The 24,416-nt window shown below is 53.4% G+C and carries 29 protein-coding genes and 2 tRNA genes; 13 read left to right on the forward strand and 18 right to left on the reverse strand.

The genetic code is table 11. The features are described 5' to 3' along the window. Positions 1-43 precede the first annotated feature (43 nt). Together AC128V_RS00860 and AC128V_RS00865 are read left to right on the forward strand one after the other, a co-directional pair. Positions 44-268 carry a DUF3107 domain-containing protein gene (locus tag AC128V_RS00860; RefSeq protein WP_482762792.1) on the forward strand — a complete coding sequence of 75 codons (225 nt, stop codon included), beginning with the start codon at positions 44-46 and terminating at the stop codon, positions 266-268. After that, on the forward strand, positions 268-567 hold the full coding sequence (locus AC128V_RS00865; RefSeq protein ID WP_482762793.1) for a hypothetical protein: 300 nt from the start codon (positions 268-270) through the stop codon (positions 565-567). The genes AC128V_RS00860 and AC128V_RS00865 overlap by 1 nt, the downstream gene beginning before the upstream one ends. Here the strand turns inward: AC128V_RS00865 and AC128V_RS00870 are convergent. After that, a complete protein-coding gene (locus AC128V_RS00870; RefSeq protein WP_482762794.1) occupies positions 550-1,278 on the reverse strand; it encodes a ferritin-like fold-containing protein in 729 nt (242 codons plus the stop codon). The genes AC128V_RS00865 and AC128V_RS00870 overlap by 18 nt on opposite strands. 95 nt (positions 1,279-1,373) lie before the next feature. Here AC128V_RS00870 and AC128V_RS00875 point away from each other — a divergent pair, with 95 nt between their 5' ends. After that, a complete protein-coding gene (locus AC128V_RS00875; protein WP_482762795.1) occupies positions 1,374-2,690 on the forward strand; it encodes a DEAD/DEAH box helicase in 1,317 nt (438 codons plus the stop codon). Here the strand turns inward: AC128V_RS00875 and AC128V_RS00880 are convergent. Next, positions 2,660-3,589, reverse strand: coding sequence for a PHP domain-containing protein (locus tag AC128V_RS00880; RefSeq protein WP_482762796.1), 930 nt, complete (start codon positions 3,587-3,589; stop codon positions 2,660-2,662). The genes AC128V_RS00875 and AC128V_RS00880 overlap by 31 nt on opposite strands. Between AC128V_RS00880 and AC128V_RS00885 the strand changes: the two genes are divergently transcribed. Beyond that, positions 3,547-4,944, forward strand: coding sequence for an aminopeptidase P family protein (locus AC128V_RS00885; protein ID WP_482762797.1), 1,398 nt, complete (start codon positions 3,547-3,549; stop codon positions 4,942-4,944). The two genes, AC128V_RS00880 and AC128V_RS00885, sit on opposite strands and share 43 nt — an antisense overlap. Here AC128V_RS00885 and AC128V_RS00890 read toward each other — a convergent pair. Next, positions 4,924-5,439, reverse strand: coding sequence for a YflT domain-containing protein (locus AC128V_RS00890; protein WP_482762798.1), 516 nt, complete (start codon positions 5,437-5,439; stop codon positions 4,924-4,926). The genes AC128V_RS00885 and AC128V_RS00890 overlap by 21 nt on opposite strands. A 47-nt stretch (positions 5,440-5,486) precedes the next feature. On the opposite strand from AC128V_RS00890, the gene AC128V_RS00895 reads away from it, so the two are divergent. From AC128V_RS00895 to AC128V_RS00910, 4 genes are read left to right on the forward strand one after another with little or no spacing between them, the layout of a single operon-like run. Then, positions 5,487-6,719, forward strand: a complete 1,233-nt coding sequence (locus AC128V_RS00895) for a magnesium transporter MgtE N-terminal domain-containing protein (protein ID WP_482762799.1) — start codon at positions 5,487-5,489, stop codon at positions 6,717-6,719. Between the two features lie 2 nt (positions 6,720-6,721). Continuing rightward, a complete protein-coding gene (locus tag AC128V_RS00900; protein ID WP_482762819.1) occupies positions 6,722-7,225 on the forward strand; it encodes a DUF1003 domain-containing protein in 504 nt (167 codons plus the stop codon). Then, positions 7,222-8,322 carry an Mrp/NBP35 family ATP-binding protein gene (locus AC128V_RS00905; protein ID WP_482762800.1) on the forward strand — a complete coding sequence of 367 codons (1,101 nt, stop codon included), beginning with the start codon at positions 7,222-7,224 and terminating at the stop codon, positions 8,320-8,322. The genes AC128V_RS00900 and AC128V_RS00905 overlap by 4 nt, the downstream gene beginning before the upstream one ends. An 8-nt stretch (positions 8,323-8,330) precedes the next feature. Next, the gene (locus AC128V_RS00910; protein WP_482762801.1) at positions 8,331-9,794 is read left to right on the forward strand and encodes a succinic semialdehyde dehydrogenase; all 1,464 of its coding nucleotides are present in this window, start codon (positions 8,331-8,333) and stop codon (positions 9,792-9,794) included. Here the strand turns inward: AC128V_RS00910 and AC128V_RS00915 are convergent. Beyond that, complete coding sequence (locus AC128V_RS00915; protein WP_482762802.1) at positions 9,791-10,141, reverse strand: sec-independent translocase; 351 nt, start codon at positions 10,139-10,141, stop codon at positions 9,791-9,793. The genes AC128V_RS00910 and AC128V_RS00915 overlap by 4 nt on opposite strands. A 65-nt stretch (positions 10,142-10,206) precedes the next feature. Here AC128V_RS00915 and AC128V_RS00920 point away from each other — a divergent pair, with 65 nt between their 5' ends. After that, positions 10,207-10,836: an O-methyltransferase gene (locus AC128V_RS00920; RefSeq protein WP_482762803.1), complete on the forward strand. Its 630-nt coding sequence runs from the start codon at positions 10,207-10,209 to the stop codon at positions 10,834-10,836. On the opposite strand, the gene AC128V_RS00925 is transcribed toward AC128V_RS00920, so the two are convergent. Further along, a complete protein-coding gene (locus AC128V_RS00925; RefSeq protein WP_482762804.1) occupies positions 10,837-11,010 on the reverse strand; it encodes a DUF3117 domain-containing protein in 174 nt (57 codons plus the stop codon). 65 nt (positions 11,011-11,075) lie between these two features. Next, positions 11,076-12,146 carry a succinyl-diaminopimelate desuccinylase gene (dapE, locus tag AC128V_RS00930; RefSeq protein WP_482762805.1) on the reverse strand — a complete coding sequence of 357 codons (1,071 nt, stop codon included), beginning with the start codon at positions 12,144-12,146 and terminating at the stop codon, positions 11,076-11,078. A 30-nt stretch (positions 12,147-12,176) separates the two neighbouring features. Between dapE and dapD the strand changes: the two genes are divergently transcribed. Then, positions 12,177-13,127: a 2,3,4,5-tetrahydropyridine-2,6-dicarboxylate N-succinyltransferase gene (gene dapD / locus AC128V_RS00935; protein ID WP_482762806.1), complete on the forward strand. Its 951-nt coding sequence runs from the start codon at positions 12,177-12,179 to the stop codon at positions 13,125-13,127. Here dapD and AC128V_RS00940 read toward each other — a convergent pair. Then, the gene (locus AC128V_RS00940; protein WP_482762807.1) at positions 13,124-14,119 is read right to left on the reverse strand and encodes a thiamine-phosphate kinase; all 996 of its coding nucleotides are present in this window, start codon (positions 14,117-14,119) and stop codon (positions 13,124-13,126) included. The two genes, dapD and AC128V_RS00940, sit on opposite strands and share 4 nt — an antisense overlap. Positions 14,120-14,142: 23 nt before the next feature. Between AC128V_RS00940 and AC128V_RS00945 the strand changes: the two genes are divergently transcribed. Beyond that, positions 14,143-14,586 (forward strand): DUF3515 family protein, encoded by a 444-nt coding sequence (locus AC128V_RS00945; RefSeq protein WP_482762808.1) that lies wholly within the window; start codon positions 14,143-14,145, stop codon positions 14,584-14,586. On the opposite strand, the gene AC128V_RS00950 is transcribed toward AC128V_RS00945, so the two are convergent. The 6 genes from AC128V_RS00950 to leuC are packed head-to-tail and all read right to left on the reverse strand — an operon-like array spanning position 14,583 to position 20,743. Further along, on the reverse strand, positions 14,583-15,644 hold the full coding sequence (locus AC128V_RS00950; RefSeq protein WP_482762809.1) for a D-alanine--D-alanine ligase family protein: 1,062 nt from the start codon (positions 15,642-15,644) through the stop codon (positions 14,583-14,585). The two genes, AC128V_RS00945 and AC128V_RS00950, sit on opposite strands and share 4 nt — an antisense overlap. After that, positions 15,641-16,642 (reverse strand): NAD(P)H-dependent glycerol-3-phosphate dehydrogenase, encoded by a 1,002-nt coding sequence (locus AC128V_RS00955; protein ID WP_482762810.1) that lies wholly within the window; start codon positions 16,640-16,642, stop codon positions 15,641-15,643. The genes AC128V_RS00950 and AC128V_RS00955 overlap by 4 nt, the downstream gene beginning before the upstream one ends. Beyond that, positions 16,639-17,400 carry a lysophospholipid acyltransferase family protein gene (locus tag AC128V_RS00960; RefSeq protein WP_482762811.1) on the reverse strand — a complete coding sequence of 254 codons (762 nt, stop codon included), beginning with the start codon at positions 17,398-17,400 and terminating at the stop codon, positions 16,639-16,641. Before AC128V_RS00960 ends, AC128V_RS00955 begins: the two co-directional genes overlap by 4 nt. Before the next feature lie 4 nt (positions 17,401-17,404). Then, positions 17,405-18,721, reverse strand: a complete 1,317-nt coding sequence (gene murA, locus AC128V_RS00965) for a UDP-N-acetylglucosamine 1-carboxyvinyltransferase (RefSeq protein WP_482762812.1) — start codon at positions 18,719-18,721, stop codon at positions 17,405-17,407. Further along, entirely contained in the window at positions 18,722-19,327 is a 606-nt protein-coding gene (leuD, locus tag AC128V_RS00970) for a 3-isopropylmalate dehydratase small subunit (RefSeq protein WP_482762813.1), read from the reverse strand. After that, positions 19,328-20,743, reverse strand: a complete 1,416-nt coding sequence (leuC, locus tag AC128V_RS00975) for a 3-isopropylmalate dehydratase large subunit (RefSeq protein ID WP_482762814.1) — start codon at positions 20,741-20,743, stop codon at positions 19,328-19,330. Positions 20,744-20,799: 56 nt separating this feature from the next. Between leuC and AC128V_RS00980 the strand changes: the two genes are divergently transcribed. Next, positions 20,800-22,038, forward strand: coding sequence for an MFS transporter (locus AC128V_RS00980; RefSeq protein WP_482762815.1), 1,239 nt, complete (start codon positions 20,800-20,802; stop codon positions 22,036-22,038). A 46-nt stretch (positions 22,039-22,084) separates the two neighbouring features. On the opposite strand, the gene AC128V_RS00985 is transcribed toward AC128V_RS00980, so the two are convergent. Both AC128V_RS00985 and AC128V_RS00990 read right to left on the reverse strand, forming a co-directional pair. Beyond that, positions 22,085-22,157: transfer RNA gene (locus AC128V_RS00985), tRNA-Glu, on the reverse strand. Positions 22,158-22,202: 45 nt separating this feature from the next. After that, entirely contained in the window at positions 22,203-23,096 is an 894-nt protein-coding gene (locus AC128V_RS00990; RefSeq protein WP_482762816.1) for a diacylglycerol/lipid kinase family protein, read from the reverse strand. A 53-nt stretch (positions 23,097-23,149) separates the two neighbouring features. Between AC128V_RS00990 and AC128V_RS00995 the strand changes: the two genes are divergently transcribed. Further along, the gene (locus AC128V_RS00995; protein WP_482762817.1) at positions 23,150-23,785 is read left to right on the forward strand and encodes an MBL fold metallo-hydrolase; all 636 of its coding nucleotides are present in this window, start codon (positions 23,150-23,152) and stop codon (positions 23,783-23,785) included. Here the strand turns inward: AC128V_RS00995 and AC128V_RS01000 are convergent. The 3 genes from AC128V_RS01000 to AC128V_RS01010 form a co-directional block, all read right to left on the reverse strand. Then, the gene (locus tag AC128V_RS01000) at positions 23,782-24,165 is read right to left on the reverse strand and encodes a hypothetical protein (RefSeq protein WP_482762818.1); all 384 of its coding nucleotides are present in this window, start codon (positions 24,163-24,165) and stop codon (positions 23,782-23,784) included. The two genes, AC128V_RS00995 and AC128V_RS01000, sit on opposite strands and share 4 nt — an antisense overlap. A gap of 22 nt (positions 24,166-24,187) precedes the next feature. Then, positions 24,188-24,259 (reverse strand) — tRNA-Gln (locus AC128V_RS01005). A 29-nt stretch (positions 24,260-24,288) separates the two neighbouring features. Further along, on the reverse strand, positions 24,289-24,416 hold a 128-nt coding region (locus tag AC128V_RS01010; RefSeq protein ID WP_482762820.1), incomplete at its 5' end, for a hypothetical protein.

The following is a 24,416-nucleotide window of genomic DNA, read 5'->3' on the forward strand; positions in this document are numbered from 1 at the left end:
TGACTTTTTCATGTCGTAACCTAGTAATCCCCAAAGGAGTGCAATGGAAATCAGAATTGGCATACGCGAGAATCAGCGCGACTTAAGTTTCGAAACAAACCTGAGCTCTGAGCAGGTTTCTACCCTGATCTCGACTGCGTTCGCTTCAAAGCAGGACCTGGTCTTTTTTGAAGACGATAAGGGAGCGACCATTTTGGTTCCAACATCGAGCATTGCCTTCGTTGAAATTGGAGCGGAGCAAAGCCGCAGAGTTGGATTCCTCGCCTAATGGAAATTCTGGTTCTTTTGGCATACGCCGCAATTTTGGCTCTGGTTGCGCCTTTCGTACTTCCCAGATCCGAGCACTACGGCAAGCTGGTCCCGGCCGGAATATCGCTGGTCTCGGGCTGTTTGATTTGGCTTATTCTCACCTGGGCTGGTTTTCACTACGACGAAGCCTGGATCTGGTTCATCGTGATGTTGGCGATGCCCGCCGCAATGATCTTCGGAACTCGCTACCTAGCTCGTACTAGGGCATTGGCCGAGGAAAAGAAGTTGGCCGAGATTCGCCTAGGCGCTAAGGCCTAGTTGATCCATACGCACCGTGTGCGCTGCAATCAACTCTGAGGTGTATGGCTCGAGTGCTTTGAACTGAGCACGGGTTTTGTCGGCATCGTTCTTGAATGAGCCAGTGAGCAAAACCTTTTCAAAACTAACTGTGTTTCTAATCTCCAATAAGCAATCCGCCACCACCATGCGGCCAAAAAGAGCAAGTCGGTGGCCGAGCTTCGGATCTTGAGCAATTGCGTCAAACAGCGTGGACTGCGATAGCTGCTCAAGCTCCTGGTGAGACAAAAGCTCTTCAACCTTGATTCGCCTAGCGGCCGCTAGACCCTTAGCGAGTTTGCGGAATGAGTCTTCCAACATTCCAAAAACGATGTAGTCGCGCATCATCTCTTCGTAAAAGTCCGCGCCTTTAGTCCGACTAAGCAGCTGATTGATTGAGTTTCCGTAAAGCGCGTCAAGCTCAGCTGGAGACACATCGAGTTTTGTCAGCAGCGGAACCAGTTCTGCGTGCCTTGAGTAATACCTATTGGAGAGCAGGTGAAGCTTCTTAGAGAGAGTTTGATCACCGGCTGTTTCCGACTGCTGGTCTAGCTGCTCCGCGATGCTGACCGTGAGGTGAGCAAGCCGACCTAGGTAGATTTCAGGCAAAGGAGTAAGCTTGGCAGGGTTGAGTTGAATTTGGCTTCTACCCGAGCTCGCATCACGCGAGGGGAGCGAAAGCTTCTGGGACACCTTGCGGAGTCTGCGCAACCAATCCAACACCTGAAAAGCTTATAACTTGCGACCGCATCCCACTAACGGGAGTGGCAAATCAATGGAGAGAATTCTTGAACTTTCGTTCCCTTGGCATCGATGAAGACATCTGTGCCGCTTTAGATTCCAAATCAATCACCAGTCCATTCCCAATTCAGGAACAAGCTATTCCAGTTGCGTTATCTGGAACCGACGTTATCGGACAGGCCAAGACTGGTACCGGAAAGACCCTAGGCTTTGGCCTTCCGCTACTGCAATCCCTTGGAAAAGACCCAGAGCACGGCGTTCAGGCGTTGGTCGTCGTTCCAACCCGCGAACTTGCTGTGCAGGTTGCTGAAGACCTAGAACTTGCAGCCTCAAACCGAAGCACCCAAATTGCAGCCATCTATGGTGGCAAGGCGTATGAAGGTCAGATTGCTCAGATCAAGGCCGGTGCTCAGGTAGTGGTTGGAACCCCGGGCCGACTAATTGACCTTGCCAAGCAAAAGCTTTTGGATCTTGGAAAGATCAAGTTCATGGTTTTGGATGAGGCCGATGAGATGCTGGACCTTGGTTTCTTGCCAGATGTTGAGAAGCTTTTCAGTTTCACTCCGGCCGGTCGCCAGACCATGTTGTTCTCGGCAACCATGCCGGCAGCGATTCTGAATCTCGCTCGTCGTTACCAAAACCGACCTATCCACATTCGAGTGCAAGATCCGGACGAGGGTAAGACCAAAGCTGACATCAAGCAGTTTGTTTACCGCGCTCACTCGATGGATAAGGATGAAGTAGTAGGTCGCATCCTGCAGGCCGAGGGCCGCGGTAAGACCGTAATCTTCGTTCGCACCAAGCGCACCAGCGCCAAGCTCTCCGAAGAGCTAATTGACCGTGGCTTCAATGCCACTGCATTGCACGGAGATATGAGCCAGGAAGCCCGCGAGCGCTCGATGGCGAATTTCCGCGCAGGTAAAAAAGACATCCTGGTCGCAACCGAAGTTGCTGCTCGTGGAATTGACGTTGACGACGTAACCCACGTAATCAACTACTCGGTTCCTGAGGACGAGAAGGCCTACCTACACCGCATTGGTAGAACTGGTCGTGCCGGCAAGCTCGGCGTTGCAGTGACCTTTGTGGACTGGGACGACATGTCTCGCTGGGTACACATCAACCGCGAGCTCGAGCTGGAAAAGCCTGAGCCGCAAGAGACCTATTCGAATTCCCCTCACCTATTTGAGGAGCTCGGCATTGCGGCTGGCACCAAGGGTCGCATTGCCCGCTCAACTAAAGAGCCGGTAAGGGATTCAAAGCCAAGACAGCAGCAACCTGCCAGAACCGAACCGACTAAGCAAGCACCTAGGCGCGATCGCAACCGATCACGCAACTATGTGAGCGGTTCAAAGCCTGAGGCTTGATCAATAATTCGCTGAAGCATCTGAGGCGAAGTCACATTTTCGCCAAGCAGGTTGTCTTTGCCGCCCACCCCGTGGTAATCCGACGACCCGGTAACAATCAGGTTGTGCTTTAGCGACATATCCCTAAGCCAGTGCCTCGCAACATCCGGCACAGCTCGGTGATCTACCTCCAAGCCATCCAGCCCTGCCTCAATCAGAGTTTCAAAGTGCGCCCTGGGAAGATCTTCCCTTTTTGCGCCCGGTGGAAAATCGATCAGCGGGTGAGCCATAACGCTGACTCCCCCGGCGCGCTTGATCAAACCAATGGCCTCAATTGTGTCAAGGGATTTTTCAGAGACGTAGTAGCTAGAACTCCGATGCAAAATCGAGGTAAAGGCATCCGATCGGGTTGGCACGATGCCGGCTTCGACCAAGGCATCAGCGATTGCCGGTCTTCCAATTGTTGAACCTTCAGGCAGTTGTCTGAGCACCATTTCAAAGTCAATTGGGTAATCCTTCGAGAGCCTCGACACCATTTCGCGAGCACGAACCATTCTGGATTCCTTGGTTCGATTCAGCGCACCAATCAGCGCTTGATCATTTGGGTCTGGCAGGTAGGCCAGCATGTGGACGCTTACGCCATGGCCAGATGGCGTTACCGCTCGAGTCGAAACTTCAATACCGGGGATCAACCCAATTCCAATGTTCTGGGCGGCCTGTAGCGCTTCATCCCAGCCAGATACGGTGTCGTGGTCGGTGATCGCCAGCACCTGAATCCCAGCACGGGCGGCATTTTGCACTAATTCGGTGGGGGTATCTTTACCATCCGAAAAATTAGTGTGTGCATGAAGGTCGATCACAGGTAGAGAATAGTGGCATGGGAAAAAAGTCACAGCCGTCCAACAGATCGCGCACGCCACAATCGAAAGCCTTTTTGAAGTACATCGCTTCTAATTGGGATGATTCTCAGGACCAAGAAGCACCGCGCTGGGATGTAGCGAACTTCACCGAGAAGCGCAGAGCAGAACTTGCTAAGCAGTTCAAAGGCAAGGTTCTGCTAATTGAGGCGGGGCAGCCAAAGGTTCGCTCGAATGATGATGAGTATCGCTATCGCCCATTCTCTGGATTTGCCCACCTGACCGGTTGGGGTTCTGCAACAGTCCCAGGCTCGGTATTGGTAATTGACGCGCGTAAAACCAAGGTCCGCTCAACTCTTTACTTGATGCCAACCGCGGACAAGACCTCGGACGAATTCTTCGCAAACAACATGATTGGCGAATTCTGGGTGGGAGCAAGACCAAGCCTTCTTCAGGTAGCTAACCAGCTCGGGATTGAAACCGAGGATCTAGCGAAGCTTCCAAAGCATCTTGAGAAACTTGGCAAGGTCGTAACCCCTAAAAATGCCAAGTTGGCGGAAGCACTTTCGACTTTAAGGTTCATCAAGGATGACTACGAGATTTCCCAAATGCGCGAGGCGGTCAACGTCACGATTCGTGGATTTGGTGATGTCGCTCGCTCGCTTCCAAAGGCTAAGACCCACTTGCGCGGTGAGCGCGTGGTGGAGACGGCATTTTTCTCCAGAGCACGTCTTGAGGGTTATGACCTCGGTTACGGAACCATCGCAGCCGCCGGCGCACACGCCTGCACGCTGCACTGGACCAACAACGACGGTGAGGTGAGAGAGGGCGATTTGATTCTGGTCGACGCTGGTGTCGAACTCGATTCGCTCTACACCGCCGATATCACCAGGACCATTCCAGTCAGCGGCAAGTTCACCAAGCAGCAAAAGCAGATTTACGATGCCGTGTTAGCCGCCGCGGATGCAGCGTTTGCAATTGCCAAACCGGGCATCAAGTTCAAGGACATCCACAACGCAGCCATTGAGGTTATCGCGCAGAAGGTGTCGGAGTTTGGCTTTTTGCCGGTGACTCTAGAGGAGTCGCTCAAGCCGGAAAACCAGCACCACCGCCGCTACATGGTGCATGGCACCAGCCACCACCTAGGTATGGATGTGCACGACTGCGCGCAAGCAAGACGTGAGATGTATCAAGAGGGCACCTTGCAGGCGGGCATGGTCTTCACCATCGAGCCAGGGCTGTATTTCCACGCTAATGACCTAACCGTGCCTGCGGAATTCCGTGGGATTGGCGTGAGAATTGAAGATGACGTCTTGGTTACCGAAACCGGAGTTGAGAATCTCTCGGCGGGATTGCCAAGAACCACTGCTGAAATAGAAGCCTGGTACGCCCAGGAACTACTCGGAGCTGCCGGCTAGTCCCAGAATCTTCAGCGCTGGTAGCGCATCATCGTTTGGAACAATTACTTCGTAACGAGTGGCGATTGGCATTTGGGATGACAAAAATGATCGCTTGTTTTTCGTGGTCGAGAATCTAATGATTTGGAACAGCATGCCCAAGCCTGCTGCCACCACTAAAACTGAGAAGAACTGCTGCGGCAGGTAGTTCACCCCGCCCTCTGGGGAAACCTCAATCCCAGCGCCGATTAGCAATGCGAAAATCAAACCCAACCAAAAACCAGTGACAGCTCCTGAGAGCGCTACACGCCCATAGCCCAGTCGAGTTCGAACTCGTTCAACCAAAACTGGGTCGTGACCAATGATCGAGATCTTGTTTGGCGCAAAGTCGCCCGCGATCAGACGCTCCACCAACTTGGTGGCATCTTGGTAATTCGGGAACTCGCCAAGTGAGTGACCCTTTGGGACGGTAGGTCCAGGACGGCCATTTTTTGGGTTAGGGCGAACATCTGTCATGTAAGCATTTTGCCAGAAGTTTGCATTTGCAGAATAAGGTTATCTCTGTGAGCGCAACCAGAGTATTCGTGGCCAGATTGGCTAGCTGTGGCGTCTTTGACCCACTCGGAGATCGAGTTGGAAAAGTCATTGACGTTCTAATGGCGTACCGAAAGTCATTGCCACCCCAGGCAACCGGCTTTGTAATCGAAATCTCCGGCCGTAGAAGGGTCTTTCTTCCAGTCGCACGAGTCACTGCAATTGCCCCTGGCCAACTAATGACGAACGGTTTCATTGACCTACGCCGCTTCTCACAGCGTGGCCAAGAAGTGCGCGCGATTGCAGAGATCCTCGGCCGCAAGGTCACCCTGTTGGATGGCTCAGGTGATGCCACCATCGAAGACTTCGCCATCGAGAAGAACAAGCGTGGCGACTGGCAGCTGAGCGAGCTATTTGTCCGAAGGCCAAAGAACACAGCACTACCGTTTGCCAAGGGTCCAACTGAGTTTGTGATGTGGCAAGACGTTCAGGAGAACAAGCAAAACCCGGCCGAGCAAGATGCTCAACAGCTACTTTCAACGGTCGCTGATCTTCGCCCGGCCGACTTGGCGACCGCAGTGCTGGAGCTTCCAGAAGACCGAATGATCGCGCTTGCAGAGGAACTCGATGACGAACGTTTGGCCGATCTGCTCGAAGAACTTCCTGAGGAAGAGCAGCTCGAGATCATGAACGAACTTGAGGATGAGCGAGCCGCCGAGGTTTTGGACCTGATGGATCCTGACGACGCAGCGGACCTTATGCAGAATCTTTCAAAGGAACGCACCGAGACTCTTTTGGACCTGATGGACCAAGAGGAAGCGGATGATATTCGCGAACTTTTGAAGTATGAGCCGTATACCGCCGGTGGAATGATGACCCCGGAACCAATCATTTGTGCTGCCGACACAACCGTGGCAGAGGCGATGGCGTTGATTCGCCGCAAGGAAGTCGAGCCAGTGCTAGCTGCTCAGGTTTTTGTGACGCTGCCACCGTATGAGACCCCGACCGGCAAGTACCTTGGCGTGGTTCACTTCCAAAAACTATTGCGCTATCCCCCGCACGAGCGATTGGCATCGCTACTGGATTCAGATCAAGAACCAATCCACGTGGATACCTCTATCTCGCAGATTCACCGTGACCTTGCCACCTACGACCTGGTAGCTCTGCCGGTGGTTGACGCCGAGCGTCACATGCTCGGTGTTGTGACCGTGGACGATGTTTTGGACCACCTGTTGCCGGATGACTGGAGAAGTGAGGCCTGATGATGGCCAGAAATCAATCACCTCTCGAGACCCCTAAGGCTCGAAGAGTATTCCGTGCCCCGAGCATGAACCAAGAAGCGGTTGGCCGCATCTCGGAGAGTTTTGCCCGAGCAATGGGAACCGGCGCGTTCCTGATCACCATGACCATCATCGTGATGATCTGGCTATCTTGGAACACCTTGGCACCCGTGAATGCTCAGTATGACCCGAGAGCATTGAACTTCAGCCTTTTGACCCTGATCCTCTCGCTTCAGGCTTCCTATGCTGCGCCTTTGATTCTTTTGGCTCAGAACCGCCAGGATGACCGTGACCGAGTCAAGTTTGAGCAGGACCGTCAGCGTGCTGAGCGAAACCTAGCCGACACCGAATACCTGGCCCGCGAGGTCGCAGCGCTCAAGCTTGCCCTGGATGAAGTTGCCACCAAGGACTTCGTCAAGGACGAACTGCGCGAAGCGGTGCGAGAGCTTTTAGAAGAGCTGCAAAACAAGCCTAAAAAGACCAAATGAGCAAAGCGCTAGCCGCTTTGAAGCTGGTTATTGACCCAGAGCTCAGAGCCCCAATCACCGAGCTTGGGATGGTTGAGATCACCTCCGAAACCGATGTCACAGCTTCGGTCATCGTAAAACTCACAATTGCAGGCTGCCCGGCAGCGCAGAAGATCGAACGAGATGTTCGCGAGGTTCTCAGTGAGAGCTTTTCCTCTTATGAGCTAACCATGTCTGTAATGACCCAAGCCGAACGCGATGAGCTGAAGGTAAAGCTGCGCGGTGATGCGCCACTGAGATTCAACCCGTTCGCCCAAGACGATAACTTCACCCAGGTGATCTTCGTCGGAAGCGGTAAAGGTGGGGTCGGAAAGAGCACGCTAACCACGAATATTTCGGTTGCTCTAGCTGAACTTGGCCACAAGGTTGGGCTGATAGATGCCGATATCTTTGGCTATTCCATTCCCGGGCAACTGGGCATCAGTGAGAATCCAACACAGTTGGACGATTTGATTTTGCCTCCGATTGCCTTCGGCGTGAAGGTAATGTCAATCGGATTCTTTGTCACCGATAACCAACCTGTCGGTTGGCGTGGACCAATGTTGCATCGAGCAATTGAGCAATTTCTAACCAACGTTTACTGGGGTGACCTGGACTATCTGTTGGTTGACCTTCCTCCTGGCACCGGAGATGTCGCAATCAGCCTGGGGCAGCTTTTGAAAAAAGCACGTTCCTTGGTTATCACCACCCCGCAATCTGCTGCTGCCACCGTGGCGGAGCGAAGCGGAGCGATTGGATTGCAGACCGGTCAGGAAATCCTTGGGGTGATTGAGAATCTGAGTTATCTACCCAGCGATTCCGGAAATCAATACATCTTCGGTCAGGGTGGTGGGCAGGCTGTTGCCGATCGATTGAGCACTCTCAGTGGACAGACAGTAGAACTTTTAGCCCAGCTGCCGATTAGCAGCGAGCTCCGAGAGGCCTCGGATCAGGGTGTGCCGCTTGTGGTTTCACACCCAGAACACGAGATTTCAATTCAGATTGTCGAGCTTGCCAAGCAAATTGCTTCGATACCAATTGGCCTAAGTGGGAAGTCTTTAGGTCTAAAACCCCGTTAGATATAGCTATGAATCTAATTTCGGTCGTAAGCCCGCTCACCGGGGAGAAGCTCCACGACATCCAGGGCTTTAGCGCTGAAGAAGTTGCCCACGCATTTCAGCTTGGTCGAGTGGTGCAGCCTAGCTGGGCAAAGTCGGTGCAGCACCGGTCGCTGGTTGCCAAAAAATTGGCTGCGATCTTGGCAAAAGAGCAAGAAGCCATGATGGACCAGCTCCAGGCAGAAACCGGCAAGTCCCGCTCTCACGCCTTCGAAGAGGTTGCCGGAGCACTTGGAGCCATCTCCTACTACGCCAAGGTTGCCCCGAAGCTCATGCGCCGCAAGCGCGTCAAGGCCGGTGTTCCAGTTATGTTGACTGCATTTGTAGAGCCTGCCCCGGTTGGAGTGGTTGGCATCATCACCCCTTGGAATTACCCGCTCGCGCTAACCATGATGGATGTCTTACCAGCTCTTATGGCCGGAAATGCCGTGGTCCAAAAGGCGGATAATCAAACCGCCAAGACCGTCGCCTTCGCTAGAGGATTGGCAATCAAGGCTGGAGTCCCAGAGGCGATTTGGCAGGTGGTGCAAGGTGAAGCCAATGAGGTAGGAAATGCCGTCACCGACAACGCTGATTACGTCGCGTTTACCGGATCTACTCCGACCGGTCGCATCGTCGCGGAGCGCGCGGCCAAGAGACTCATCGGCTACAGCCTTGAACTTGGTGGCAAGAATCCGTTGATCGTGCTGCCTGGTGCAAACCTCGAGCAGGCAGCAGAAATTGCCCTGGGTTCAGCTTTTGGTAACGCCGGTCAGCTCTGCGTATCTATCGAACGTCTTTACGTTCCAAATACGGTAATCGCTGAGTTTGCAACTATTTTGAAGCGCCGAATTGAGTCCATGACTGTTGGATCCTCGGATTCCTATTCACACGATGTCGGATCCCTCACCTCAAAAGCTCAGATGGATCGAGTTTCTGGATTTGTTGATCGTGCGGTGGCCGAGGGTGCCAAGGTTCTGACCGGCGCAAAGCGCTTGGAGAATCTAGGCCCAAACTTCTACGCCCCAACAGTCTTGACCGCAGTTCCTAAGACTGCAGAAATTATGACTAAAGAGGTATTTGGCCCGGTTATGGCGCTGGTTGGGTATGACACCTTGGACGAAGCGGTAGAGCTTGCTAACGCAACCGAATTTGGCCTAAACGCATCGGTAGTTGGAGATCGCTCCAAGGCACTTCAGCTCGCATCCAGGTTGATGGCTGGTTCGGTAAACATCAACGAGGGATACCGCGCCAGCATGGCTTCGATGGCAGCCCCAATGGGCGGCATGAAGCAATCTGGAACGGGAAGGCGATCAGGACCTCAGGGGCTACTGCGTTTCACCGAGACCCGAACAATCGGTGTTGCTAACAAGTTGCCAATTGGCTTGCCAACCAGGGCTAAGGAATACAAGAAGATGGCCCCGCTAATGACGAAACTAGCTAAGTGGCTTTAGGTCGCTTCTTTGTCAAACGGCGCAGATTCGCCGACGTTCAAAGGCTGATGAGCCTTAGGGCGGTTTAGCTTTTCAGCTGCATTTGGCTGGCGCAGTGGCTCCCGCAATGCATCGCGAACAATTCTTCTAGGGTCATACTGACGCGGATCTAGCTTTTTCCAGTCCAGGTCTTCAAAACCATCCCCAAGCTCTGACTTCATTTGAGTCTGAGCATTGTCAACCATGCGTCTGGCCTTCTTGATCCACTCCGCTAGCTGCTTGGAATAGTGGGGCAAACGCTCAGGTCCAATAATCAACACGGCAAGCAGCGCAAGCAGAATCAGTTTCTCAGCGCTTAGACCAAACATCCTTTGAGTTTACTGCTTTCGAATCCGGGCTTTGCAGGCATTCCCTACCTATGCTTAGTGACATCATGATTGACAAAATATCCAGCTGGAAATTCGCCGAAGACTATGCCGTCGAACCCACTTGGATTGCTGAGGCTAGGCACCATGCCGATCAACTCGGAGTTGAGTCAGTCACCCCCGCCACCGGTTCTCAGCTAGCGGTTCTAGCAGCCATTTCGAAGGCAAAGAACATTGTTGAGGCTGGCACAGGAGCCGGTGTCTCCGGACTTTGGTTACTCAGTGCCTCAAAGGATTCCATCCTCACCACAATCGACAACGAACCTGAGTATCAAAATGTTGCTCGCAAGAATTTCGCAGCTGCCGATATCCCAGCCAGCCGGATTCGCGTTATCACCGGCAGGGCCAAAGCTGTAATGGGAAACATGGCCGAGAGTGGCTATGACCTGGTGTTTTTGGACATCGATCCACTGGAGCTCGAAGAGCTATTGCCGACTGCGGTTGGATTGATTCGACCGGGTGGCGCTTTGGCTATCTCTCACGCGCTATGGCGGGATCGAGTTCCAAACCCAACACTTCGTGATGATGAGACAGGGGCATTGCGCGCGACAATCAAAGCATTTGCTAACGTGAGTGGATTTATCTCAAGCATCTCCATGGTTGGGGACGGCTTGCTACTTATCGCAAAAGGCGAATAACTACTTCTTGATTGCGCTGGCTAGAACTTTGTGAAGTTCAGTTGCTTCGGCTTCATTTACAGAAACGACTAGACGTCCCCCACCCTCAAGTGGGACTCGAAGGACGATTAGGCCGCGTGGTTCGCGTTCTGCCTCCATTGGACCGTCTCCGGTGCGAGGCTTCATTGCTGCCATAAGAACTACTCCTGGGTATTGCGCGTAAGTCTCAATTATCCCAGAAATACCGCCAGATAGCCAAATTAGTTTCCGCTGAGCCAGCTTCGCAAGCCGGCTTCGCAGTCAAAAAGATGACCTACTGGAACGTTTTCGTTGTCGGCGTGAGCTAAAGAAGGATCGCCAGGTCCGTAGTTCACCGCCGGGATTCCCAAAGCGCTAAAGCGCGCAACGTCGGTCCAGCCATATTTAGGCTTCACCTCAGAACCGAGTGCGGCGATAAAAGCCTGCGCCTGCGGGGTGTTCAGACCCGGCCTAGCGCCCACGGCAAGGTCCGTCACGACCACCTCAAAACCTGCAAAGAACGCACGCATCAGCGATTCTGCTTCCTCACCGCTGCGAGAAGGAGCAAAGCGGTAGTTCACCGTAAGAGTTGCCCTGTCTGGAATTACGTTGCTGGCAATTCCAGCGTGAGCCAAAACTGCGTTCAGGCTCTCGCGGTATTCGAGTCCGTCGACATTTAAAGTTTCCGGCTGATAGGCAGCTAATTTTTCGAGAACAGGTGCGAGTTTGTGGATCGCGTTCTCGCCCATCCATGGTCTTGCAGAGTGCGCCTTTTTGCCAGTGGCTGAAACTTCAATACGAATGGTGCCATTGCAACCACCCTCGATTAAAGCGCTGGTTGGTTCACACAGCACAGCAAAATCACCCTTGATCAACTCTGGTTGGTTGCGAACTAGGCGGCCAAGACCGTTTAGGTCACTGGCAACCTCTTCGTTGTCATAAAACACCCAGGTGATATCAAACTTTGGTTCGGTAAGTTCCACTGCGAGCTTGAGCATCACAGCCACGCCGGCCTTCATATCCACAGTGCCGCGACCGACAATCACCTGCTCGCGCTCGAAGTGATGCAGCTTAGTTGGCAGATTGTTGGCAATCGGAACGGTGTCTAGGTGCCCGGCAAGTACAACCCTGGAATCACGCCCAAGATTTGTGCTGGCAACAACTGCGTCGCCATCTCTGAAAACGCTTAGGTGCTTACGGCCCGAAAGCAGCTTTTCAACCTCATCGGCGAGCGCCGCCTCATTGCCGGAGACCGATTCGATGTCGCAAATCGCCATCGTGAGCTCAACAAGGTTCGAAGTATCAAGTGCCATGGCAAAAAGGCTACCTGTATTCTGTTGAGGATGAGCGCGACATACCTAACTGATAAGGCCTGGGGCCACGGATTGGCCACCATTGCACAAGATGGCACTGTTTTGGACGCCTGGTTCCCAGAGCCAGCCGTTGGCGAGGCTCCCAAATCCGACCTGCAGTGGTTTTCACCAAGAGAACTAGACGAGCTGGTTGGCGTTGACGAACTCCGCAACGTGAGAACCGAAGTTATTCGCGTGGAGATTGAACTTTCAAATCCGGTGACCTCAACCCAGGATGCCTACCTACGACTTCAACTGCTCTCTCACCTATTGGTGCAGCCAAACACCATCAATCTTGAGGGTCTTATTCCAAACCTGCCGATTGTGGCATTCACCAATCGCGGTGTTATGACACTTGAGGATTTTGAAGCCAAAACCGTAACGCTTCGTAATCACGGTGTCATCGCCCACTCGATCGATAAGTTTCCAAGACTGATTGACTACGTGGTTCCTAAGAAGGTTCGCATTGCTGATGCCAACCGGGTCCGACTAGGTGCCCACCTCTCCCCCGGCACAACTGTTATGCACGAGGGCTTTGTGAACTTCAACGCCGGAACCCTGGGAACCTCTATGGTCGAGGGACGCATCTCACAGGGTGTCGTGGTTGGCGATGGCTCTGACATTGGTGGCGGTGCATCAATCATGGGAACCCTTTCCGGTGGCGGAAAGCACAAGGTATCCATTGGCAAGCGCGCGCTACTGGGTGCTAACTCCGGTGTGGGAATTTCGATTGGCGACGATTCCACCGTGGAGGCAGGTCTCTACATCACCGCCGGTACCAAGGTGACCCTGAAGGTTGATGGCAGAAGCCAGGTCGTAAAGGCAGCAGAACTCAGTGGGCTGCCGGGACTGCTATTTAGAAGAAATTCTCAAACCGGAGCCGTTGAGGCGATTGCTCGCGAGGGCCAGGGTATTGAGCTAAACAGCGAATTACACGCCTAGGAGCTAACCGAGTCCCAACCGCGCGCCTCTAAAACAACTCCCCCAAGGGTTACTGCGTCCTTTTGGCGCTTTACAACCTGGCCAATCACCTTGAAGCCTCTTGGGATCTCAGAGTCTTTGGGGAAGGTAGCCAACAGCGGATGATCTTCTCCGCCATAGAGTACCCAATCCATTGAGTCTCGAGCTAAGTCATCTCGGGCGTCCATAGATTGCGCGGCCAGCTCCAAAACTGCTGCGTAGCCCTCCAACTTGGTGCGGTCCAGCTCGATTGAAACATCGGATGCCTGAGCCAAGCGGTTGCAGTCCAAAGCCAGTGAATCGGAGACATCCAGCATCGCAGTTGCACTCTTAGCAGCCAATACTCCAAGCTCAATCGGTGGAGTTGGGCGAAGCTGCACCGCAACCCACTCGTCATAAGCCTTAGCTAGCGACTTATCCTGGTGCAGCAGCAAATCCAAGCCACACGCAGCACGTCCCAAGGTGCCGGCTAGAGCGACTTTGTCGCCTGGCTTGGCACCTGAGCGCAATACCGGATTAGCACCCGCGAGATGGCCGTGTGCCGTTACTGCAATCACAATTTGCTCTCCGGAGGCTAGATCTCCGCCGACAATCTCACACTCTGGGGCTAACTGGTTGCAACCGGCCTGTAATCCGCGAGCAAAGTCTTCCAGCCACATCTGAGTGGTGTTCTTAGGTATCACCATCGCAACTACCAAAGCAATCGGCTTGGCCCCCATGGCGGCGACATCTGCGACGTTGCTGGCTAAAGCTTTGAACCCAAGGTCATAGCCGGATGAGAAATCGGTTCTAAAGTCGTGACCCTCAACCATGGTGTCGGTGGTCACCACAAAGCGGCCATCGCTAACTGCAACTACCGCAGCGTCGTCGCCGGAACCCACCAAGGTGGTCTCCACCTTGCGAAAGTTCTTCACCGCAGCCTTGAGGGCGGCAACTTCGCCTAGTTCAAATACGGTTGGGCCTGAATAATTCACAAACCAACGCTAGCCTGTATTTGATGCGAAAACTTCTGCTTCTACTGCTAATTCCGCTACTTAGCGCCTGTGCCGCAACCGTAAACCTAGAGCCGGCAGCCATGGCAAATGACCCTGCCTGTGCGGAGGTTTCAGTTCGCTACCCCTCTTCGATTGGGGAACTGCCCCAGCGCCTCACCAATGCCCAAGCCACATCGGCCTGGGGTGAACCGGCCGCAATCATCGCAAGGTGCGGGCTTGAGATGGTTGAGGTTTCGGCTCTTAGCTGCGTAAGTGCCGGTGGCGTGGACTGGTTGGTTGATGACTCACAAGCCCCGAACTACCGATTTATCAGCTTCGCCAGAAACCCCGCGGTTGAGGTAATTGTTGACTCAAATATGGCAAGTGGGGTTTCCGCTCTTGAGGCCCTCGCCAATGCTGTTTCAAAGATCCCAGCGACCAAAGTCTGCACTGAGATAACCAACTAGCGCGGCTGGGTGCCTAGGCTCAGACCGGTCTGAATCAAAGTGTCAACCAACTCGGAGTAGCTCACCCCGGTTGCCTGCCAAAGCGATGGATACATCGATATTGGCGTAAAGCCGGGCATGGTGTTTACCTCGGTGATGATAAAACCAGAGTTAGTCAAAAAGAAATCGGTCCTAGCAAGACCAGAACACCCAAGCGCTCTAAAAGCTCGCTTAGCCAAATCATGCATTTCATTCAGCTCTGCAGCGCTGAGCGAGGTTGGAACTAAAAGGTCGGCTCCGCCGCCTAGATACTTAGCTTCGTAGTCGTAAAACTCGCGACCGGTAACAACAATCTCGCCCGCCAAGGAAACTTTTAGCTCACCGGTTGGAAGTTCCAAAACCGCACATTCGACCTCGCGGCCAACCACCGTGGTTTCGACCAAAACGGTGTTGTCGTGAGTAAACGCTTCGATAATCGCGGCTTCTAGGTCTTCAAGCTCTTTCACTTTGCTGACGCCAACTGAGGATCCCGAGCGAGATGGTTTTACAAAAACTGGAAGATCGAAGTGCTCTTGGCACTGTTTGAGGAACCCCTGTGGGTTGAGATCAAATTCTTTCTCGGTGACAACTAAACCTGCTGCAACGGAAATTCCAGCATTTTGGAATAGCGCTTTAGCCTTGGATTTCTCCATTGCCACAGCCGATGCCAACACACCATTTCCAACGTATGGAACTTCACACAGCTGAAGTAGTCCCTGGATCGAACCGTCCTCACCGTTTGGACCGTGCAGCACTGGGAATGCGACATCAATAACGCCTAGGTCAGTGCCGTCTGCCATTCTCCACACGCCACCGCCAAGAGCTGGATAGACCTCTGTGCCGTCTCTAACAGTTGGGCTGTCCGACAGCTTCCAGTCGGCTGAAATAGGGTTCAGCACGAACTTTCCCTCAGGTGTAATTCCAATTGGAATCACCTCATACTTTGATTTATCGATTGCCGAGTAAACGCCTAGAGCGGTCACGCAAGAAACGCTGTGCTCAGATGAGGCACCGCCGTAAATCAAAGCTAGCCGAATCAAAATTCGACCTCGACGTCATCCGCGAGGTTCAGCTGGCGACCAAAGTCCTCAGGCTTCATACGCCCGTTTAGCACATCGCTCACCTGGGAAACGATTGGCATTTCGATGCCCTTTTGAACTGCACTTTCCAAAACCGGTTCGACAGAACTCAGGCCCTCGGCAGTCTGCTGCATGCGCTTTAGCACCTCACGCTTGGTGAATCCCTGGCCGAGCATTTCACCTGCTCTAAAGTTACGTGAAAGCGATGACTCGCTGGTTGCAATTAGGTCGCCGAGGCCGGCAAGTCCAAACATGGTTCTGCGCCTAGCGCCGTGGGCAACTGCAAACTTTGTGATCTCCGTCAAACCTCTGGTCATGATCGACGCCTTGGTGTTTTGGCCATGACCCAATCCGTTCACGATTCCAATTGCCACAGCAATTAGGTTCTTGAGGACACCGCCGAGTTCAGTCCCGATAACATCCTGGTTGGTGAAAACGGTGAAGTAGTCATTCGAGCAGGTTCTAGCTACTTCGTTTGCCCGATCCACATCAGCACAGGCGCAAACCGAAGCTGCAGGCTCCTGCTTGGCAATCTCTAACGCTAGGTTCGGGCCGGAAACCACGGCCATGTGAGTCATAGGCAATCCGGTTGCAGATGCCATAACTTCGCTCATACGCAAGCCGGTCCCCTGCTCAAGACCCTTGATCAAGCTAATCAGGGTTGCGTTTTTTGGAATGAACTCTTTCCAAGACTCAAGACTTTGGCGCAAGCTTTGAGACGGAATCGCCAGGTAAATCTGCTCGGCGTCCTGAAGGGCAAAAGCTAAATCGCTAGTGGCAGTCAGTCTTGAGGGAAGATCGATCCCGGGCAGGTAGTCGCTATTGCGCTTGGTCTCATTAATCTCGACCGCAACTTCTTCGCGCCTTGACCAAAGCACAACCTCGTTACCGGCATCGGCAATGACCTTGGCGATTGTGGTTCCCCAGGAACCGGCACCCATAACTACAACGCGACTCACTTGCTCTTCCTAAAGTTACCGATCTCGGTCTGACCATGCTTCGCAGGATCCCAAAGCTCCTTAGGTGGCGTCTCGCCGCGAAGTTCACCCACGATTGAAGAGATAGCCCGCATGACCTTCTCGGTGGCTTGGTTGACCTCTTGAGCACTCACGCCATCTTTGCGAAGTTCGTCAAAGCGCATAGGTTTGCCAATTTTCACTCGAACAACGTGGAAAGGATTTGGACGGAACTTTTTTGAGTAGGTACCCATGATCTTTTCGATTCCCCAGTGACCGGCAGGAACAATTGGCAAGCCAAGTTCAATTGCCAATCTAATAGCACCCGATTTTCCGCGCATCGGCCAAAGATCTGGATCACGAGTCAGGGTTCCCTCCGGGAAAACCACAACCACCTGACCAGCTTTCAGAAAGTCCACGGCTGCTCGCAGTGGCTCTTCATTAGAGCGACCGGTGCGATACACCGGAATCTGTCCGACCTTAGGAAGTAATGCCCCAATTACCGGCAGCCGAAACAGCGACTCTTTGGCAAGGTAGTGCGGGGTGCGCTTCATTGAGATAAAAACTGAGTAGGCAAAAGCTAGTGGGTCTAAGTAGTTCACGTGGTTGGCAACCAAGATGTAGCCACCCTTTGGCAGGTTCTCTACACCCTCGGTTTTCACCCGAAAAAACAAGCGAATAATTGGGGCCAGGATCGACGCGACCAAGGTGAAAACAAAGCTCTTCTCGCGAAGAACTTTGGGCAACTTAGCCTCTGCCATTTTCTTAGCCTTCGATCTTGAAGTCGGCACCCAATGCACCGAGCTTGTCGATGAAGCGTTCGTAACCACGAGAGATCAGCTGGACGTTTGAAACATTCGAGGTGCCCTCGGCAGCCAGCGCCGCCACGACGTGACTAAAGCCACCGCGCAAATCGGGGACTCGAATATCTGCTCCGTGCAGCGGAGTAGGACCGGAGATAACCGCCGAGTGGTTGAAGTTACGCTGACCAAATCGGCATGGGTTACCGCCCAGGCACTCACGATAAATCTGAATTTGAGCACCCATTTGGTTCAGGGCATCGGTGAAACCAAAGCGGTTCTCATAAACCGTCTCGTGCACAATCGAGATGCCCTTGGCCTGGGTCAGAGCAACCACAAGTGGTTGCTGCCAGTCGGTCATAAATCCTGGGTGGACATCGGTTTCAATAACAACCGGCTGAAGCTCGGTGCCAGGGTGATAGAAACGAATTCCATCATCCTCGATGTCAAACTGACCGCCAACCTTGCGATAAACATTTAGGAAAGTCATCATCTCCAGCTGGCGAGCTCCACCGACAAAGATGTCACCCTTGGTCGCCAGCGCAGCTGCTGCCCAGCTGGCAGCCTCATTACGGTCAAATAGCGCTTGGTGGGTAAAGCCCTTGAGGGATTTCACGCCCTCGATGCGAATCACCCGGTCGGTGTCCACCGAGATGATGGCACCCATCTTTTGCAAAATCGAAATCAGGTCGATGATCTCAGGCTCAATTGCTGCGCCCGAGAGTTCTGTCAGTCCAGAGGCGGTGGTTGCCGATAGCAAGACCTGCTCGGTTGCACCCACCGAAGGGTAAGGAAGAGAAATCTTTGCGCCCTTGAGTCCATCTGGTGCGCTTAGGCGGGTTCCGGTTGGAAGCTTTTCGATTACCGCACCAAAGGCACGCAACACGTCAAAGTGAAAATCAACCGGACGGTCACCGATCTCGCAACCACCCAGACCTGGAATGAATGCTTCGCCGAGTCTGTGAAGAAGTGGACCGCAGAACAAAATTGGAATACGCGAGCTACCAGCGTGAGCATCGATGTCAACCATTCGAGCCTGCTCGACATTCGCTGGGTCAAGCACCATATCGCCGGTCACCGAATCGTGAGCAATAGTCACACCGTGTAGCTGCAGCAGGCGAGAAACAACCTCAACATCCGAGATGTGAGGAACGTCTCTGAGGATGGATGGGCTCTCACCTAAAAGGGAAGCAACCATCGCCTTGGTAACTAGGTTCTTCGCGCCTTTGAGATCTACGCGGCCGGCAAGTGGCTTACCACCGTTGATAGTGATTTGGCTCACTTAGACTCCTTTGGCCGGAAGAGTCTTGGGTCTCCAAGACTCTCGCTTAGCCTCAAACGCGGCTATTGCTGCCTCGTTTTGCAAGGTGATCCCGATGTCATCGAGACCCTCCGTGAGACGCCACTTAGTGTATTCGTCGATTTCGAAACTCACGCTTAGCTCACCGATGGTAACCAACTGGGCAGGTAGATCAACCTTGGCCCTAATGCCTGGATTGGCATCGATAGCCGCCCACATAGCCTCCATGTCACTCTCGGAAATTACGCCAGCGATTAGGCCCTGCTTTCCGGAGTTGCCCCTAAAGATATCGGCAAACTTTGGGCTGAATACCGCCCTAAAGCCAAAGTCTCGAAGTGCCCAGACCGCGTGCTCACGAGATGAACCGGTACCAAAATCTGGACCGGTCACCAGAATCTCAGAATTTTGAAATACCGGCTGGTTCAAAACAAAGTCCGGCTCCTGGCCACGCCAGTGGGCAAATAGTCCATCTTCAAAACCAGTCTTGGTGATTCGCTTTAGGTAAACCGCAGGGATGATCTGGTCGGTGTCGACACTCGAGCGCTTTAGTGGGGCTGCAACGCCTTCGAAAACTGAAATCTTTTCCATTTACGCCTCCAGGTCCGAAGGAGCGGAAAGGGTTCCTCGAACTGCGGTTGCGGCAGCAACCACCGGCGAGACCAGGTGGGTTCTAGCACCCTTACCCTGGCGTCCCTCAAAGTTACGGTTCGAGGTCGAAGCTGCGCGTTCGCCAACTCCCAGTTGATCTGGGTTCATGCCCAAACACATCGAGCAACCGGCAAAGCGCCACTCGGCACCAAAGTCTTTGAAAACCTTGTCGAGCCCCTCAGCTTCAGCCTGCAAACGAACCATTGCCGAACCGGGCACAACCATCATTCGAACGCCATCGGCCTTCTTGCGGCCCTTGACTATCTCAGCTGCCGCCCGAAGGTCTTCAATACGAGCGTTGGTGCAAGAACCGAGGAACACGGTGTTGACCGGGATGTCCTTCATCTTGGTGCCAGGACGCAGGTCCATGTATTCCAGGGCACGCTCTGCGGCTGCGCGCTCGCTGGAATCGGTAATTGAGCTTGGGTCTGGAACGCTGTCCATCAGCGAGACACCTTGACCTGGGTTGGTGCCCCAGGTGACAAATGGATCCAAGCTGTCTGCATCAATAAAGACTTCGGCGTCAAAAACAGCGCCCTCGTCAGTTGCCAGGGTCTTCCAGTAGGTAAGGGCTGCATCCCAGTCGGCCCCGGTTGGAGCGTGTGGGCGTCCCTCTAGGTAATCAAATGTGATTTGGTCTGGAGCTACCATTCCGGCACGAGCCCCGGCTTCGATAGACATGTTGCAGATGGTCATGCGACCTTCCATCGATAGCGCTCTAATCGCGCTACCGCGGTATTCCAAAACGTATCCCTGACCACCGCTTGCGCTGATCTTGGCAATCACGGCCAAGATGATGTCTTTCGCGCTCACTCCCGGACGCAAAGTTCCCTCAACATTGATTGCCATGGTCTTGAAAGGAGCAAGCGGCAAAGTCTGAGTCGCCATTACGTGCTCGACCTCGCTGGTGCCGATGCCGATTCCCAAGGAACCAAATGCTCCGTGGGTGGAGGTGTGAGAGTCGCCACAGACAATGGTGAGCCCAGGCGTGGTCAAGCCAAGCTGTGGGCCAACCACGTGCACGATGCCCTGGTTCTTATCTCCCAAAGAGTGAATTCGGACACCAAATTCTTTGGTGTTATCGCGCAGCGCCTGAACCTGAGTCCTAGAAGTCAAATCCGCAATTGGCAGGTGGATGTCTTGGGTGGGGGTGTTGTGGTCCTCGGTCGCAATGGTTAGGTCTTTGCGGCGCAGCTGCCGGCCGGCAAGTCTTAGGCCATCAAAAGCCTGTGGGCTGGTTACCTCGTGGATTAGGTGAAGGTCGATGTAGATCAAATCTGGTGCGCCGTTTTCGCCCTTGACCACCAAGTGGTCTCTCCAGAGCTTTTCAGCCAGAGTAAGCGGCTTGTTTGACATGTTTCACCTCGCGAGTGCGTAGGTTAGAAGTTTACGGCAAGCTGTAGGCTTAGGTAGTGAGTAACTATCAGCCAGAGCAGCTTTCAAGGCTTCAAAAGCGCACCGTGAAGGTCTTGGCTTTAGGCCAAGCATTCGGTGGTTTTGGCCTTGGCGCTACCTTGTCTGTGGGTGCTCTGCTGGCAGTCGAGCTCTCCGGCACCACTGCCTGGGCTGGAGCAGCTGCAACTTTGAGCACCCTGGGAAGTGCGGCCAGCGCTATTCCGCTTGCCAACCTGGCCTATCGCATGGGGCGTCGAGTTGCCCTGGCAACCGGCGCAGCGATAGCTATCACAGGGGCTATGAGCATGATTTTGGCGACATCACTGCGCTCTTTCCCAATCGAACTGCTGGCACTATTTTTGCTCGGTGCAGGTTCGGCAGTCTCCCTTCAGGCTCGCTTCGCAGCAGCCGACATTCCGGTTTCAGGCCCTCGAGGCAAAGACCTCTCGCTAGTGGTTTGGGCAACCACAATTGGCGCGGTTGTCGGGCCGAATCTCATTTCCCCGGGGGAAAACCTTGGCTTAGCGATAGGACTGCCACATCTGGCCGGACCATTTCTATTTACAATCTTTGCCCAGCTCACCTCGACTTTGATTTTCTGGTTTGGCCTGAGACCCGATCCGCTTTTGATTGCCAAGGAAATTGCGGGGCTTCCTGCTCGCAGGATCAACCCCGGCTTCAAGGCTGCAATTGCGGTTATTCGCGAACGCCCGATGGCTGGCTATGCGGTGCTGACCATCGCGCTGAGCCACATGGTCATGGTGTCGGTAATGAGCATGACCCCGGCTCACTTGAGTTCTGGCGGCCACTCACTGTCAGACGTTGGGCTAACCATCTCACTGCACATCGCTGGCATGTATGCGTTTGCGCCGGTATTCGGATTGCTAGCCGACCGAATCGGATCGATAAAAACGATTGTGCTGGGGCAATTAATCTTCCTTGCCGCCATCGGTGTTGCAGGTCTTGGCCAGAATAACTTCCAGATGGTTATAGTCGGTCTGTTCCTTTTGGGCTTGGGCTGGTCAGCCGCAACAGTTGCTGGCAGTGCACTTCTCACCGAGGTGCTGCCCACCGATGAAAAGACTAAGGTTCAGGGATTTAGCGACTCTTTGATGAACCTGTCTGGCGCTTTTGGTGGAGCGATTTCCGGCACCATCCTGCTGCTTTTCACCTTTGGCGGGCTAAATGCCGCGGCGTTGATCCCGGTGGTGTTTATCGTGGTGGCAACCAGCTTTTCTAAACGCTGGCGAGGATAAAAGAAATCCGCCCCTAAGACCAAAGGTCAATCAGAGGCGGAATTCGTGACTCCAGCGGGATTTGAACCCGCGCTACTGCCGTGAGAGGGCAGCGTCCTAGGCCGCTAAACGATGGAGCCGAAAGCAACCTGAGAAGTTTGCCACAAAACCAGGGACTTGGCAATCTAAGCGCTAAAGACCTGCAACGCTCCAGGGTGGATTTCGACGCTAAATGGAGCGTGTCCGACGATTTCACCGTCGCAAGAAATTGGGTAGTTGTCATTTTCCAGCCGAATGGATTTGGCCTTGAATATTTCTATCTCTGGAAACTTGACGTGTTCGCCTTTGTAAACAGTTGGGAAGATCCTCAATAGCCTGGGCCTTGAAACCTCGTGCAGGATAAAGACCTCTAGCTCACCATCGTGACAGTCAGATTCCGGAGAGATTCTCATTCCTCCGCCAAAGTTTTGGATATTTGCAACACCGCAGAGCATTGCACGTACGGTTCGGTGTTCACCGTCCACGGTTAGCCGATACTCGATGGGCTTGAAACTTGGAAGCTCCAGCAGCATTGCTGCCACATAGGAGTTTGGGCCCTTAGGCCACTTCAAACCATTGGCTCGCTTGGCGCAGATCGCATCAAAGCCTGCAGAAATAGACCCGAAGGACCAAAACTCTCGCTCACCGGTTACCACCCGCATTACGTCTACTCGCTTAGGAGAGTCTATGGAGGCAAGGATGTTTTCGATAGCCGCTGCCGGATCACCAAGTGTGATCTTTAGCTCTCTAGCCTGATCGTTTCCGGTACCGGCAGGGACTATGCCGAGCGGGATTTGATTGGGAACGCATATGTTCACACCCAACTGCGCGGTGCCATCGCCACCAACGGCAATCACGCCTGAGATTTCTTGATCGCTGATTGCGACTTGGGCCTTTGATGCTGCAGCTATTGCTGACTCGGCGGAGAGGTTTATGGCAGGGATGCCTGCCTTAGAAAGCTGGTGGAAAACCTGTTCACCAACCTGGTTTCCACGACCTCGATTTGCCGCGGGGTTTACCAGAACTCCAATTGGCTTCATTGCCGACCTTTCACAGATGACACAAACATAGACTGTTCTTTGAGGCGGTAACTATGAAAATCACCAAATTCGAACATGCTTTTTTACTACTCGAAGAATCTTCGCAGCAGCTTTTAGTTGACCCGGGCATTTACTCACCGACACTTCCGCAACTAGAAAACGTAGTTGCGATCGTGCTAACCCACCTGCACGATGACCACAGTTACCTGCCGCACCTAGCAGCAATCAAAGCCCAGTTCCCAAACCTCAAGTTTTTTGGACCGCAGGATGTTGCAGCGAAGTTGGCTGAGGTTGGCTGTGAGGTCGTAGCCCACGGTTCACACGTCACAGTCGGTGAATTCAAACTGGATTTCTTTGGCGATCTGCACCAGGAAATTCACCGCTCGATCCCACTGGTGCAGAACGTTGGAGTGCTGGTGAATTCCAAGCTCTTCTACCCCGGTGATAGCTACACCCAGTGCGACTACCCATTTGAAGTGCTTGCTTGCCCGTCAGCCGCGCCATGGATGAAGATCTCGGACCTAATTGATTACCTAGATGCAGTAAAACCAAAGCGAGCATTTGCTACCCACAACGCGATCCTGAATGACAATGGCCACCAGCTTCAAAACAATCGCATCCGCGAGTATGTGACCAAACACGGTGGAGAGTTCAGCTACCTACTGCCGGGTGAGTCAATTAGCGCTTAGAGCGCGACAATCACAGCTGCGATCAGCATCGCAATGGTGGTTGAACCCCAGAGCCGCTTTTCTTTTTTCGATCTGGTGATGTTGTTCATCACGGCGGCAAGAGTCGCAAATCCAATCAAACCGTAGTTGACCCACTGATTTAGATCCGGGCTCAGTAGCTTTGGCACAACCCCGAGCTGAGCTAGGTAATGCCCTGCAATTGCAAGGGTTAGGAAAAAGGAGATACTGCTTGCAACCCGATATGGGATTGGCAGCTTGCCAGGCATTTGACCACCGTAGGCGTACTCACCCATCGGTACGCCAAAGGCGAGAGCTAGTTGAAATAGCGCGGTTGCTGTGAAGGCAAAAACTAGAAAACCGGAGGCAAATGCATCAAGCATTTTTACCTCCGGATCTAAATTGCTGGGATACCTGGACTCGAACCAAGAACAAAGGAACCAGAAACCTTCGTGTTGCCAATTACACCATATCCCAATGGTTGGGCCTAAGCCCGACGCTCTATCTTAGTGCGCGGATGCGAAAGCCTCTAGTCGAGAAATGCTTCTTTGCTTGCCTAAGAACTCCATGCATTCGAAAAGCGGTGGGGTAACCCTTCTCCCCGAGAAGGCGGTTCGAATTGGACCAAAAGCAT

The organism is Aquiluna sp., assembly GCF_965064355.1.

Bases quoted from the DNA above. Each gene is read 5' to 3' on its own strand.
- AC128V_RS00990 (WP_482762816.1), bottom strand. From the start codon at position 23,096: ATGAAGCCAATTGGAGTTCTGGTAAACCCCGCGGCAAATCGAGGTCGT.
- AC128V_RS00960 (WP_482762811.1), bottom strand. From the start codon at position 17,400: ATGGCAGAGGCTAAGTTGCCCAAAGTTCTTCGCGAGAAGAGCTTTGTT.
- dapD (WP_482762806.1), top strand. From the start codon at position 12,177: ATGAGCGCGACATACCTAACTGATAAGGCCTGGGGCCACGGATTGGCC.
- AC128V_RS01000 (WP_482762818.1), bottom strand. From the start codon at position 24,165: ATGCTTGATGCATTTGCCTCCGGTTTTCTAGTTTTTGCCTTCACAGCA.
- AC128V_RS00995 (WP_482762817.1), top strand. From the start codon at position 23,150: ATGAAAATCACCAAATTCGAACATGCTTTTTTACTACTCGAAGAATCT.
- AC128V_RS00900 (WP_482762819.1), top strand. From the start codon at position 6,722: ATGGCCAGAAATCAATCACCTCTCGAGACCCCTAAGGCTCGAAGAGTA.
- AC128V_RS00885 (WP_482762797.1), top strand. From the start codon at position 3,547: ATGGGAAAAAAGTCACAGCCGTCCAACAGATCGCGCACGCCACAATCG.
- AC128V_RS00925 (WP_482762804.1), bottom strand. From the start codon at position 11,010: ATGGCAGCAATGAAGCCTCGCACCGGAGACGGTCCAATGGAGGCAGAA.
- leuD (WP_482762813.1), bottom strand. From the start codon at position 19,327: ATGGAAAAGATTTCAGTTTTCGAAGGCGTTGCAGCCCCACTAAAGCGC.
- AC128V_RS00865 (WP_482762793.1), top strand. From the start codon at position 268: ATGGAAATTCTGGTTCTTTTGGCATACGCCGCAATTTTGGCTCTGGTT.
- AC128V_RS00915 (WP_482762802.1), bottom strand. From the start codon at position 10,141: ATGTTTGGTCTAAGCGCTGAGAAACTGATTCTGCTTGCGCTGCTTGCC.
- dapE (WP_482762805.1), bottom strand. From the start codon at position 12,146: ATGGCACTTGATACTTCGAACCTTGTTGAGCTCACGATGGCGATTTGC.
- AC128V_RS00890 (WP_482762798.1), bottom strand. From the start codon at position 5,439: ATGACAGATGTTCGCCCTAACCCAAAAAATGGCCGTCCTGGACCTACC.
- leuC (WP_482762814.1), bottom strand. From the start codon at position 20,743: ATGTCAAACAAGCCGCTTACTCTGGCTGAAAAGCTCTGGAGAGACCAC.
- AC128V_RS00860 (WP_482762792.1), top strand. From the start codon at position 44: ATGGAAATCAGAATTGGCATACGCGAGAATCAGCGCGACTTAAGTTTC.
- AC128V_RS00905 (WP_482762800.1), top strand. From the start codon at position 7,222: ATGAGCAAAGCGCTAGCCGCTTTGAAGCTGGTTATTGACCCAGAGCTC.
- AC128V_RS00920 (WP_482762803.1), top strand. From the start codon at position 10,207: ATGATTGACAAAATATCCAGCTGGAAATTCGCCGAAGACTATGCCGTC.
- AC128V_RS00945 (WP_482762808.1), top strand. From the start codon at position 14,143: ATGCGAAAACTTCTGCTTCTACTGCTAATTCCGCTACTTAGCGCCTGT.
- AC128V_RS00910 (WP_482762801.1), top strand. From the start codon at position 8,331: ATGAATCTAATTTCGGTCGTAAGCCCGCTCACCGGGGAGAAGCTCCAC.